Annotated in this window: 9 protein-coding genes; 8 read left to right on the top strand and 1 reads right to left on the bottom strand. The window is 69.1% G+C overall.

Annotation, left to right across the window (positions count from 1 at the left end):
- Positions 1-56: 56 nt before the first annotated feature.
- From IEY88_RS25840 to IEY88_RS25870, 7 genes are all read left to right on the top strand, one after another.
- Complete coding sequence (locus tag IEY88_RS25840; protein WP_229693754.1) at positions 57-2,711, top strand: MGH1-like glycoside hydrolase domain-containing protein; 2,655 nt, start codon at positions 57-59, stop codon at positions 2,709-2,711.
- Between the two features lie 241 nt (positions 2,712-2,952).
- On the top strand, positions 2,953-3,771 hold the full coding sequence (locus IEY88_RS25845) for a transporter substrate-binding domain-containing protein (RefSeq protein ID WP_189157425.1): 819 nt from the start codon (positions 2,953-2,955) through the stop codon (positions 3,769-3,771).
- A gap of 74 nt (positions 3,772-3,845) precedes the next feature.
- Positions 3,846-4,643, top strand: coding sequence for an amino acid ABC transporter permease (locus IEY88_RS25850; protein ID WP_189157426.1), 798 nt, complete (start codon positions 3,846-3,848; stop codon positions 4,641-4,643).
- The gene (locus IEY88_RS25855; RefSeq protein ID WP_189157427.1) at positions 4,640-5,407 is read left to right on the top strand and encodes an amino acid ABC transporter ATP-binding protein; all 768 of its coding nucleotides are present in this window, start codon (positions 4,640-4,642) and stop codon (positions 5,405-5,407) included. The genes IEY88_RS25850 and IEY88_RS25855 overlap by 4 nt, the downstream gene beginning before the upstream one ends.
- A 9-nt stretch (positions 5,408-5,416) precedes the next feature.
- Positions 5,417-7,525 (top strand): hypothetical protein, encoded by a 2,109-nt coding sequence (locus IEY88_RS25860; protein ID WP_229693755.1) that lies wholly within the window; start codon positions 5,417-5,419, stop codon positions 7,523-7,525.
- A gap of 53 nt (positions 7,526-7,578) precedes the next feature.
- Positions 7,579-9,747: an NEW3 domain-containing protein gene (locus tag IEY88_RS25865; RefSeq protein ID WP_189157428.1), complete on the top strand. Its 2,169-nt coding sequence runs from the start codon at positions 7,579-7,581 to the stop codon at positions 9,745-9,747.
- Between the two features lie 11 nt (positions 9,748-9,758).
- The gene (locus IEY88_RS25870) at positions 9,759-10,658 is read left to right on the top strand and encodes an ROK family protein (RefSeq protein ID WP_189157429.1); all 900 of its coding nucleotides are present in this window, start codon (positions 9,759-9,761) and stop codon (positions 10,656-10,658) included.
- 717 nt (positions 10,659-11,375) lie between these two features.
- Here the strand turns inward: IEY88_RS25870 and IEY88_RS25875 are convergent.
- Positions 11,376-12,155 (bottom strand): LamB/YcsF family protein, encoded by a 780-nt coding sequence (locus IEY88_RS25875; RefSeq protein ID WP_189157430.1) that lies wholly within the window; start codon positions 12,153-12,155, stop codon positions 11,376-11,378.
- A gap of 98 nt (positions 12,156-12,253) precedes the next feature.
- On the opposite strand from IEY88_RS25875, the gene IEY88_RS25880 reads away from it, so the two are divergent.
- A complete protein-coding gene (locus IEY88_RS25880) occupies positions 12,254-12,940 on the top strand; it encodes a GntR family transcriptional regulator (RefSeq protein WP_229693756.1) in 687 nt (228 codons plus the stop codon).
- Positions 12,941-13,010 lie beyond the last annotated feature (70 nt).

Raw genomic sequence — 13,010 nt, forward strand, 5'->3', positions numbered from 1 at the left:
CTCAACCGAGACGTGGGCCCGACCAGCCGTCCTACCTGGTGTCCCACACTGGGGCGATGGGCGAACAAGCGGAACGGGCGCGTCTCGCGGAGTCGGACAACCCGACCTCGCCGTGGCGGCTGTGGGGGCCGTACCTCTCGGGTCGCCAGTGGGGCACGGTCCGCGAGGACTACTCGCCCGAGGGTGACGCGTGGGCCTCGTTCCCGTTCGACCACGCTCGTTCGCGCGCCTACCGGTGGGGCGAGGACGGCATCGCCGGCATTTGTGACGTGCACGGGTTCATGAACTTCGCCGTTGCCCTGTGGAACGGCAAGGACCCGTTCCTCAAGGAGCGGTACTTCGGCCTCGCCAACGAAGAGGGCAATCACGGCGAGGACGTCAAGGAGCACTGGTGGGTCACCGACGGGACGCCCACGCACTCCTGGATGCAGGTGGTCTACCGGTATCCGCAGCGGGAGTTCCCGTACGCGCAGCTGCGGGAGATGGCGCGCAACGCGGGGCGGGAGAACCGCGAGCCCGAGCTGAGTGACACCGGCGTGCTCGACGAGAACCGGTTCTTCGACGTGCAGGTCACGTATGCGAAGGCCGAGACGGACGACATCTGCATCGAGATCAGCGCTACCAACCACGGGCCCGAGGACGCGCCGTTGCACCTCCTGCCTCAGCTCTGGTTCCGGAACACGTGGGCGTGGGGGCGGGATCAACGGCCGTGTCAGCTCGTTGCGAGCACCACGGCCGGACGGAAGGTCACGGCTGACCACGGCAACCTCGGCCGGTACACGCTGCATCTCGACGACTCGCCGTCGATGCTCATGACGGACAACGAGAGCAACGAGGTGGCGCTCTTCGGGGCCGAGCGGAACCCGTCGCCGTGGGCCAAGGACGGCGTCTGCGACTACGTGGTGCGCGGCAGCACGAGCAGCTGCCAGGTGGTGGGGCCGGACGAGACGGGAGTGGCGGGCACGAAGTTCGCGGCCTGGTACTCGTTCGACCCGGTGGAGCCGGGCGAGACGGTGACGATCCGGCTGCGGCTCATCGGCGGCGACGGGCACCTGGACCCGTTCGGGCCGAGCTTCGGCGAGACCGTGGCCGCGCGGAAGGCCGAGGCCGACGAGTTCCACGACGCCATCGCGCCGCAGACCAGCCTTGAAGAGAAGCACGTGTTGCGGCGTGCGCTCGCGGGTCTCATGTGGACGAAGCAGCACTACCGGTTCCGCACGCGCGACTGGCTCGACGGCGACCCGACGAAGCCGGAAGCGCCGTCGAGCAGGCGGACGCCCCAGGCGCGCAACGTGCACTGGCGGCACCTCGACGTCGCCGACGTCATCTCGATGCCGGACGAGTGGGAGTACCCGTGGTTCGCGGCGTGGGACCTGGCTTTCCACACGATCCCGTTCACGCTGGTCGACCCGGCGTTCGCGAAGGAGCAGCTGCTGCTGTTCTGCCGTGAGTGGATGATGCACCCGAACGGCCAGATCCCCGCCTACGAATGGGAGTTCGGCGACGTCAACCCGCCGGTGCACGCGTGGGCGGCGTTGCAGGTCTACCGCGCGGACGGCAGCCGGGACCGGGCGTTCCTCGCCAAGGTCTTCCACAAGCTGCTGCTCAACTTCTCGTGGTGGGTCAACCGCAAGGACGCCGACGGCAGCTACCTGTTCGAGGGCGGGTTCCTCGGCATGGACAACATCGGGCCGGTCAACCGGTCGGAGCCGATGCTCGGCGAGTGGCGGCTGGAGCAGTCCGACGCCACGTCGTGGATGGCCGCGTACAGCCTGCACCTCATGCAGATCGCGCTGGAGCTGGCGCGCGACGACGAGTCCTATGAGGACGTCGCGACGAAGTTCGTCGAGCACTTCCTGTCGATCGCGGAGGCGTTCACGCACTTCGGTTCGCACGGTGGCGGGATCTGGCACGACGAGGACGGCTTCTGCTACGACCGGGTGTCACGGCGCCGTCCCGACGGCGGCGTCGAGTCCGAGCCGGTGCGCGTGCGGTCGATGGTCGGCCTGATCCCGTTGCTGGCCTCGGCGGTGCTGGAGCCGTGGGTGCTCGAGGAGCTGCGGGGATTCACCAGCCGGCTGGAACACCTGCTCAAGCGACGGCCCGAGCTCCGGCAGTTCATCACGTTCCACTACGAGCGCGGCGCGTTCGTGTCGTTGCTGGACGAGACCAAGCTCAAGCGCGTGCTGCACCGGATGCTCGACGAGCAGGAGTTCCTGTCACCGCACGGGATCCGCTCGCTCAGCGCGGCCCACCGCGAGGGTCTGGAGGTCAAGGTCGCGGGCCAGGACCACCGCATGGGCTACGAGCCGGGCGAGTCGCACACGCCGATGTTCGGTGGCAACTCGAACTGGCGCGGCCCGATCTGGTTGCCCACCAACGCGTTGCTGGTCGAGGCGCTGCGCACGGTCTGCGCGTTCCACGACGGCATGTTCCAGGTCGAGATGCCGACGCACTCGGGACGCTGGGTCACCGCGGGCCAGGTCGCGGACGAGTTGTCCGACCGGCTCGTCGGGCTCTTCCTGCCCGACCACGACGGGCGCCGGCCGTCGGACGGCAAGCGGATCGAGGCCTCCGAGTCACCTCTTTGGCGCAGGCACGTCACCTTCAGCGAGTACTTCGACGGGGACACGGGCGAAGGCCTCGGCGCGACCCACCAGACGGGCTGGACCGCTCTCGTGGCAGGTCTGATGAGCGAGAGAACACGCTGACCAGCACCGTCGTGATCAAATCCTGATCAAGGAGACACTCGCGGATCGTAATCATCCGTGTGCAATACGTGAAGAAGTTGTGTGATCTGAGCCAAACCACACAAGATTCTGCGATCAAAAAGGCGATTTGACGCAAAATCATTGCAAGGCAGTGGCCTGTAACACGCACGTGCTGTCCACCACGTCACCCGAGTGGCAGGATCCCGTTCACTCGTCCGCGACAGTTACGAGGAGTGACGCAGTGGCTCGTCGACCCAGGCACGTGCTCGCCCTGCTGCCCGCAGCGGCCCTAGCGCTGACCGCGCTCGCCGGTTGCGCGACGAGCACCAACAGCGGTGGTGGCAGCACCGACGGTGGCATCAAGCTTGTCAAGGAAGGCAAGCTCGTCACCTGCACCCACTTGTCCTACAAGCCTTTCCAGTACACCGAAGGCGACAAGACCGTCGGCTTCGACGTCGACCTGGTCGACCTGATCGCCGAGGAACTGAAGGTCAAGCAGGAGATCTTCGACACCCAGTTCGAGACGATCACGTCCGGCGCGAGCTTCAACGCGAACCAGTGCGACCTCGCCGCCGCCGGTATGACGATCAAGGAAGAGCGCAAGCAGTCGATCGACTTCTCCGACCCGTACTTCGAGGCCTCGCAGGCGCTGCTGGTCAAGAAGGACTCGCCGATCAAGGCGCTGGCGGACCTCAAGGGCAAGAAGATCGGCGTCCAGCAGGACACCACCGGTGAGATCTACGCGAACGAGAACAAGGCCGCCAACGGCTACGAGGTCATCCAGTTCGAGGACCTCCCGCTGATGGAGACCGCCGTGCGCACCGGTGCCGTCGACGCCGCGATCAACGACAACGGCGTGCTCCTCGACTACGTCAAGGAGTTCCCGGACACCGCCGTCTCCGCCGAGTTCGACACGAACGAGCAGTACGGCATCGGCATCAAGAAGGGCAACACCGCGCTCGCCGCCAAGGTCAACGAGGTCCTGAAGAAGGCCAAGGAGAGCGGCAAGTACGACGAGATCTACAAGAAGTGGTTCGGCAAGGCGCCGGAGAAGAAGTAGCGATCTGAGCTGAGCGGGGCGGCGGACGACGCCGCCCCGTTCGCGTCCGAACCACATCCGCTAGGAGTCGTACCATGGCGCTGTCCAAGCGCAAGCGGGCCGAATACTTCCGGTACTCGCAGTACACGCTGCTCGTCGTCATCGCCGTGGTGATCGCGTTCCTCGCCGACTGGGAGCAGATCCGCACGGCGTTCTTCAACTTCAAGACGATGGGGGACATGTTCCCCAACGTCATCACCATCGCGTTGAAGAACACGCTCATCTACACCGCGCTCGGGTTCGCGTTCGGCCTCGCGCTGGGCCTGGTCCTCGCGCTGATGAAGCTCTCGTCGATCGCGCCGTACCGGTGGATCGCGACGATCTACATCGAGTTCTTCCGCGGCATCCCGGCTCTGCTGGTGTTCATCGGCCTGGCGTTCGGCGTGCCGCTCGCGTTCCAGATCCAGTTCGACATCTACTCCACGGTCATGCTGGCGCTCGGCATCGTCGGTGCCGCCTACATGGCCGAGACCATCCGCGCCGGCATCCAGGCCGTGCCGAAGGGGCAGGTCGAGGCGGCCCGCTCGCTCGGCATGTCGCAGGGCCGCGCGATGATCACCATCGTGATCCCGCAGGCGTTCCGGATCATCCTGCCGCCGCTGACCAACGAGCTGATCCTGCTGACCAAGGACTCCTCGCTGATCTACATCATCGGACTGGCGCGTGACCAGTACGAGCTGACGAAGTTCGGCCGCGAGACGCTGAGCCGCAGCCCGTCGCTCACCCCGATCCTCGTGGTCGGCCTCTGCTACCTGATCATCACGTTGCCTCTCGGGTACCTTTCGCGGTATCTGGAGCGCCGCTCCGGCGGGAAGAAGGTGTCCGTCCTGTGAGCGAGATCAGTGTCGAGATCACCGGCCTGAAGAAGTCGTTCGGCTCGCTGGACGTCCTCAAGGGCATCGACGTCACGGTCAACCGCGGCGACGTGGTCTGCATCATCGGCCCGTCCGGTTCCGGCAAGTCGACGCTGCTGCGCTGCGTCAACCTGCTCGAGGAGCCGAACGACGGCAAGATCGTCGTCAACGGCGTCGAGCTGACCGACCCGGACGTCGACATCGACCTGGCCCGCACGAAGATCGGCATGGTCTTCCAGTCGTTCAACCTGTTCTCGCACCTCAACGTCCTCGCGAACCTCACCGTCGCGCAGCGCAAGGTGCTCAAGCGGGGCGAGAAGGAGGCGCAGGAGATCGCCCTGCGCAACCTCGACCGCGTGGGGTTGAAGGAGAAGGCCAACTCGATGCCGGCGCAGCTCTCCGGCGGCCAGCAGCAGCGCGTGGCGATCGCCCGCGCGCTGTCGATGGACCCGGACGTGATGCTGTTCGACGAGCCGACCTCTGCTCTCGACCCCGAGCTCGTCGGTGACGTGCTCGGCGTCATGCGCCAGCTGGCCGACGAGGGCATGACGATGCTGGTCGTGACGCACGAGATGCAGTTCGCCCGCGAGGTCGCCGACAAGGTGATCTTCATGGACGGCGGCTACATCGTCGAGGAGGGCCCGGCGGCCGAGGTGATCGGCAACCCGCAGGAGGAGCGCACCCAGGAGTTCCTGGCGCGCGTGCTCGACCCGACGCACCACGGCCCGAGCGATCCCGCCTAGCCTGGTCTGGTGGCGAGGGGGAAAGTCGCCGCGGCGGACGTGCTGCGGGGGCTGTTGGGGGAGAACGACAACTCTGGTGGTGGCGGGTGGAGGTTGCCTCGGCGGAAGCCGAGCACCCCACCCGTCATCCGCGTCGTGGACCGGGTGGTCACCGACGTCCTCGACCTGCGCGCGGTCGAGGTCCCGTACGTGCTGGAGTTCGAGCGCTGCCAGTTCGAGGCGGCACCGGACCTGCGGCAGGCGAACCTCGCCGGCATCTCGTTCGCCGACTGCGACCTGCCCGGTCTCGAGGCGCGCAACCTGAGCAGCAGCAACGACGTCTCGTTGCTCGACTGCCGCGTCTCCGGCCTGACCGACTTCACCGACGCCGAGATCGCGGGCTCGGTCCTGTTGCGCGGCACCAGGTTCAGCGTTCCCGGCGGGCTGTGCCTGCACGGTGACCGGCTGACGGTCGCGGGCGCGTTGCTCGGGTTCGGGATCGTCACCGAGGGCGAGGTGCGGCTCGCGGGCGCGCGCATCGGCGGCAACGTCAACCTCGGCAGCGCCGTGCTGGAGAACGCCGACGGCTTCACGTTGAACGGCAACGGCATGCAGGTCGGCGGCAACTTCCTCGGTGCGTTCACCTCGCACGGCATCGTCTTCCTGGCCAACGCGCGCATCAGCTCGACGCTGTCGTTGAGCGGCGCGACGCTCTCGCGCGGATCGGACTTCAAGCACACCAGCGACCCGCACGGAGACCCGTCCGCCACGCTCTTCCTGGACCGCGTGGACGTGTCCGGCGACCTGGAGCTCGACCGCGGGTTCACCAGCCAGGGCACGATCCGCGCGGTCAACGCGAAGATCGGTGGCACGTTCTCGCTGGCAGAGGCCGTTTTAGACGCCGTCTCGCCGCCTTCGGTGGGCACTGATCCGACCGGCTCCGGCCGCGCGCTTCACGTCGACGGCGCAGAGATCGGCGGTGACGTCGTCGGGCGCGGGGTGAAGATCAAGGGCCAGCTGCGCATGGTCGACACGCACGTGCGCGGCAGCATCACGATCGAACGGGCCACTGTGGACAATCCGGCCGCGGATGCCGTGCTGGCCAACCGTTCCCAGATCGGCAGCAACTTCGTGGTGCGCGAGTCGGAGGTGTCCGGCGGCCTGGAGCTGCGCGGCATCACCGTCGGCGCGAACCTCGACCTGCGCGGCAGCCGGTTGATCAAGCCGGGCAAGTACCGGCACCAGCCGCGCGAGAAGCCGTCGCTCGACATCGGCGGCGCCACGATCGGCCGTGACCTCATCTGCGCACGTGGTGACAAGGAGTTCGTCGCGCACGGCGGCGTGCGGTGCCGTCGCGCGGTGATCGGCCGCATGGCGAACTTCAACGGCGCGGTGCTCGGTTACAAGCTCGACAGCCACGCGTTGAACGCCATGGGCATGCAGGTGCAGGAGCTGATGCTCAACGTCGTGTCGCCGCCCAAGGGTCTCGTGACGCTGCGGCAGGCGCGCTGCACGTCGTTGGACGACAACGAGAACTTCTGGAACACCACGGGTTTCATCGACCTCGACGACTTCCGCTACGACTCCCTCGCGTACCCGATCAACCTGCGTGACGACGATCAGGTGCAGCAACGGCTGCGCTGGCTGCGGCAGGCGATGCGACGCAGCTACCACCCGCGACCGTACGACCAGTTCGCCGAGATGCTGACCGCGGCGGGCAACGAGGAGCACGCCTCGACCGTGCTGATCGAGAAGCAACGCCTGCGGTACAAGGCGGTCGCCGAGGGCATGCGGTTCTTCGGGCCGTTGGTGCTGCTGTGGAGCTTCCTGCAGCGGTCGATGGTCGGGTACGGCTACCGGCCGGCGCGGGCGCTGGGGTGGCTGATCGCGGCGTGGGTCGTCGGCAGCATCTGGTTCCACGTCAAGGGACCGCTGGTCGAGATCAACGACGACGACCACCTGCCGTGGAACGCGTGGCTCTACACGATCGACCTGGTGGTGCCGATCGTCGACTTCGGCAACAAGAACCGCTGGCAGACGCCGGGCGCGTCGCAGTGGATCGCGTCGGGGCTGATCGTGACGGGCTGGATCCTGGCGACGACCGTGGCCGCCGGCCTGACGCGCATGCTCAAGCGGTAGAACGCCACCATCGGGGTATTTCGCCGTCTGGTGAACAGTGGTGCGATCGTCCGGTGATCGCCGCCGAGTCCACCGAACTGTTCGTCGGACCTCGGACCGCGCTGCTGCAGGTGGTGCGGCTGACCTCACCTGCGTTGTCCGGGCCGGTGCACGCGCACGTGTCCGGGCCAGGCCTGCACTCGCCGCGGCACGGCGGTTCGCTGGTGCTGGGGCCGTTCGGCTACGAGCTCGCGGTCGACGTGTCCGAGCACCCGCCGGGTTCCGTGGTGCCCGCCCAGGCCGTCGTGCGGTCTGGCTCTGGCGAGGAGTCGTGCACGTTCTCGCTGGTGGTGGGTTCGCCGGGGTGGACGGTGCACCTCGTCGGGCACGTCGCGGGTGATGCGCCGTTCGACGCGCTGCGAGCGCACCTGGACCTGGCGCTGACCGATCCCGCGTACCGGTTCGCGGTGACGTCCGTGGAGTTGCTGCAGCCGTACTGGGACATGTTCCCGCAGCACCGCTCGTTGCTGCTGCGGCTCATCTCCGAGGGCCGGGTCGAGGTCGTCGGGTCGGAGTCCAACGTGGTCGGTGTGGCGCCGGTGCTGTCGTCGCTGCCGTCCGGGCCGTCGCTCGCGGCCTCGTCGCTCGGTGAGGCGGAGCGGTCGGTCTACTCGTCGTTCCTGGAGCTGCGGTCCGGTGCTCTCGCACCGCACGTGATGCTGCCGGTCGGTGCCGATCGTGATGCTCCGAACCCGTGGGTGACGGCGATCCATCATGACTGGAGCGCGCGCTACACGTGGCCACGGATCGTCTGCTCGTTGCCGCGCGACTACTACGTGCGTGGCTCTGTGCCCTTGCCGCGCGCTCCTCTCGACGACTCGCCCGCTGCTGTTTTCGCTTCGCACGCGGCTCGGCTGACCGGGGCGTCGTTCCCGTCCGCCGCGCTCTCCCGCGCTGCTCTGGCGCACCCGCGGGAGGCCTTCGACCTGCAGTCCGACGTCGTCTCGCGGTCTTTGGAGGCGTTGACGTCCTCTGTGGACTCGTCAGTGGTCGTGTGGAACTCGCTGCCTTCGGCCTGTACCGACATCGTGTCCGTGCATCTGCCGTACGAGCGCAACGTGCACGTGGAGTTCGACGGTGCCGTGCTGCCGACGTTGGTGGACGGCGTGACCGTGACGTTCTTGGCGCGCGATGTGCCCGCACGCGGGTGGCGCACGTACGAGTTGGTCGAGGACAACGTCGATCACGGCTGGCAACGCGGCTACGGCACCGAGATCGCATCCACTCACTACGTCCTGTCGTACGACCCGATCGCTTCCCTCGTCGCCGTCGACGGTCCCGCGCTCGAGGCGCCTCGTCTCGTCGGTCCGATCAGCGTGTGGCACAGCGAGGTCGGCGAGAAGATGGTCGGCTCCACGACGTTCACGCTGTGGAACGACGTGGGTCACCTCGGCCCGTCGTCGCTGCACGCCGTGCTGGGTTCACGGTCGCCCGCCAGCGGCACGCTGCCCTCCGTGGCGGCCAGGCTGGCGCTGGCCGGTCCGCCGCTCGGACCCGTCTCACCCGCGGTGACGCCGGTGTTCGCGCGCTACTGGCTGCACGAGCCCGCGCCGTTGGGCGGGCTGCCCGCGAACGTCCACCTGGAGGTGCTCGGCCCGACCAGGCTGCGCGTGGTGGCCGTGTCGGACGGCTCGAAGTTCTCCGGCGTCGTCCGTCTCTCGCTGCCCGATGGCTGGTCGTCGTCGTGGACCGAACTGCCGGTGTCGCTGCCGGCAGGCGGTCACGTGTCGGCCGAGGTGCAGCTGGAGCCGCCGCGCACACCGGGCTGCCACCCCGTACGTGCGACGTTGGAGGGCCTGCCGTTCGAGGTCTACGACGTCGCGCTGCTGACCGTCCCCGAGTGGGACGCCGACGACCCGGTCGAGGTGCTGTGGGTGGCCTCGTCGCCTTCGCACGTGTCGGTGCGGCCGGGCGAGTCCGCGTTGCTGCGGGTGGTCATGGCCTCCGGGGCCCACGGCGACCTGCCGGTCCAGGCCCGGTTGCTGTCGCCGAGGTCGTCGTGGGAGTTCGCCGGCCCGTTCTGCGTGGGCGGGTTGCTGCCGGCGCAGGGCCGCCTGCCGCTCGACTTCACGCTCGCCGCTCCTTCGTGGGCCACACCGGGCACGTGGCCGGCCGTGGTGCGCGTGAGTGCGGGTGACCTGGTGCGGACCACTGCGCCCATCCGGCTCGAAGTGGCTGGTTAAGCTGCCTCACCGTGACTGATCTGGTGCTGGCACTGGACTTCGGCGGCACCAAGATCGCCGCCGCCCTGGTGGACCCCTTCGGCTCCGTGGTGCGTTCCGCGCGAGTGCCGACGCCGTCCTCGAACCCCTGGGACGCAGTGGCCTCGGTGATCTCCTCGGTGGTCCAGGACTCGGCCGTCGCGGGCGTGGGCATCGCCTCGGCAGGCCCCGTGGATGCCGTTGCCGGCACCGTCTCCCCGATCAACGTGCCCTCGTGGCGGGCGTTCCCGCTGCGCGAGTCCGTGGCGTCGCTGTTCCCCGGCGTGCCGGTGGAGCTCGCGGGTGACGGCGTGTGCATGGCGCTCGGCGAGCACTGGCGCGGCGCCGGGCAGGGCAGCACGTTCATGGTCGGCCTGGTCGTGTCGACGGGCGTCGGTGGCGGCCTCGTGCTGGACGGACGGCCGTTCGGCGGGCGTACCGGCAACGCGGGGCACATCGGCCACATCGTGGTGGAGCCCGACGGCCTGCCTTGCACCTGCGGCGGGCGCGGGTGTGTGGAGACCGTGGCGAGCGGTCCGCGGATGGTGGCCTGGGCTCGGCGGGCCGGGTGGCGGGCGCCGGATGATGCGGACGCTGCCCTGCTGGCTGCCGCCGCGCTGGCCGGTGAGGAGATTCCGCAGGAGGCGTTCGAGCGGGCCGGGCGGGCGGTGGGCGTTGCCATCGCCGGGGCGGCTGCGGTGTGTGATCTGGAGTTGGCCGTCATCGGGGGTGGGGTGGCGCAGGCTGGGGAGTTGTTGTTCGAGCCGGTTCGGCGGGCCTTGAAGACGCATGCCGGGTTGTCGTACCTGGGTGGGCTTGAGGTGCGGGCTGCGGAGCTGGGTGGAGAGGCCGGGTTGGTGGGGGCGGCGGCTTTGGTGCGGCAGACCGTCTGACCTGGGCTGGACGCGGGGTGGCTGGGCTGCTGGGCTGGGCTGCCGGGCTGGGCGCGGGGTGGGTTCGAGCGCAGGGCGCGGATGGCTGCCGGGCGGGTTCGAGGGCAGGGCGCGGGGTGGCTGCCGGGCGGGCCTGAGCGCAGAGCGCGGACTCGCCGCCGGGCGGGCCTGAGCGCAGAGCGCGGGGTGGCCGCCGGGCGGGCCTGAGCGCAGAGCGCGGACTCGCCGCCGGGCGGGCCTGAGCGCAGAGCGCGGGGTGGCCGCCGGGCGGGTCCGAGTGCAGAGCGCGGGGTGGCCGCCGGGCGGGCCTGAGCGCAGAGCGCGGGGTGGCCGCCGGGCGGGTCCGAGCGCAGGGCACGGGTGGCCGCCGGGCGGGTCCGAGCGCAGGGCACGGGTGGCCGCCGGGCGGGTCCGAGCGCAGGGCACGGGTGGCCGCCGGGCGGGGTCCGAGCACAGGGCGGGGCGAGACGCGAGCGGCTGTGCTGGTGGGGGTGCCGCTCTGATGCGACAGACCGGCCTGGTCGCGGGTGATTGGACGGGCAGCCGAACGGGTTCGGGTGGCGGGGCTGGGCGCGGAGGCGGCTGCCGGGTCGGTTCGAGAGCTGGGCGCGGGCGTGACTGGGCCGGCCGTCGGGCGGGGTCGAGGGTCGGATGCGGGCTGGCTGGGCCACCTCCGGGTGAGCGTCCGGCTTGGGCCCGTCGGGTGGTCGGGCGTTGTCAGACTGCTTGGCGGGTGTGGCGGAGTGGGGACTCCACCCTGGCCACCGGTACGCCTGCCGCCTCCAGGGCTGTGCGGACGGCTCGGGCTGTCTCGACGGCGTTCGGGGTGTCGCCGTGCACGCAGATCGAGTCGGCCTGGATTCGGACCGGGCGGCCGGAGACGCTGCGGAGCCAGCCCTCGGTTGCCAGTTGGACGCAGCGGGCCGCGATCTCCGCCGGGTCTCGTAGGACGGCTCCTGGTTCGGTGCGTGGTACCAGCGTGCCGGAGGGGGTGTAGGCGCGGTCCGCAAACGCCTCGTGCCAGATGCGCAGACCCGCTACCGAGGCTCGTTTCAGCCAGACCGCGCCTGGTGGGCCCAGTACTGCGAGGGTCGGGTCGAACAGGCGGACCGCGTCCACCACGGCGTCTGCCTGGGCCTCGTGGCGGACGAGGGTGTTGTAGAGGGCGCCGTGTGGTTTGACGTACGAGATCCGGGTGCCTGCGGCTCTGGCGAAAGTCGCCAGGGCTCCCAGTTGGGCGAGGACCTCGTTCGTCAGGGTGTCCGGGGCGACGTCGATGAAGCGGCGGCCGAAGCCCGGTAGGTCTCGGTAGCCGACGTGGGCGCCTATCGCCACCCCCGCCGCTGCGGCCTGGATGCAGGTCGCGCGCATGGTGTCGGCGTCGCCGGCGTGGTAGCCGCAGGCGATGTTCGCGCTGGTGACGACGGCCAGCAGGGCTTTGTCGTCGCCCAGGGTCCAGTGGCCGAAGCCCTCGCCCAGGTCCGCGTTCACGTCCATGACCGTCCTCCCTCTTGCGCGCTCGATCGGTGGATTGTGGGATTGTTGAACGATTCTACGATAGTGCAATCGAACGATCCTGCAAATAGACTGCTGAGGTGACCGAGACGTGGGTGTCGACGCTGGCCCAGAACAAGGCTGACCTGGAGCGCGCGAGCACCGCGCAGAAGGTCGCCGACATGCTGCGCGAGCGGGTGCTCGACGGTGAGCTGGAGCCGGGCCTGCGCCTGAGCGAGGAAGCGATCGGCGGGGCGCTCGGCGTCAGCCGCAACACGCTGCGCGAGGCGTTCCGGCTGCTCACCCGCGACCGGATCCTGGTGCACGAGCACAGCCGCGGCGTCTTCGTCCGCCGCCCGACCGGCGCCGACGTCCGCGACCTCTACGCCGCCCGCCGGGTGATCGAGTGCGGCGCCCTCCGCCTCTGGAACGACGTCACCGAGGCGCAGCGGGAAGCGGTGCGCGCACCGGTGCGGCAGGCCGTCGCCAGGGCCGAGAAGAACGACTTCAGCAAGACCGGCAGCGCGAACATCCAGTTCCACCGCGGCATCGTCGGCCTCGCCGGCAGCACCCGCCTGAGCGACGAGTCCGATCGCCTCTTCGCCGAGCTCATGCTCGCGTTCCGCGTCGCGCACGAGGTGGACGCCTTCCACCAGACCTACCTGCCGTGGAACCGCAGGATCGTGGAATTGTTGAACAATGGGACGGTTGAACAAGCCGTCCAGCAGCTCGACGAGTACTTCGACGCCGCTGAGAAGGACCTCTCCGGCCGCCTGCTGGCGGATTAGTCCAAAGAGAACGTTAAGTCGAAGGCAACGATTGCGATCACGTAGCTGACGAGTCCGTCGAGCAGGCCTA

Origin of the sequence: Lentzea pudingi (genome assembly GCF_014646255.1) — a bacterium.
GTDB classification, from domain to species: Bacteria; Actinomycetota; Actinomycetes; order Mycobacteriales; family Pseudonocardiaceae; genus Lentzea; species Lentzea pudingi.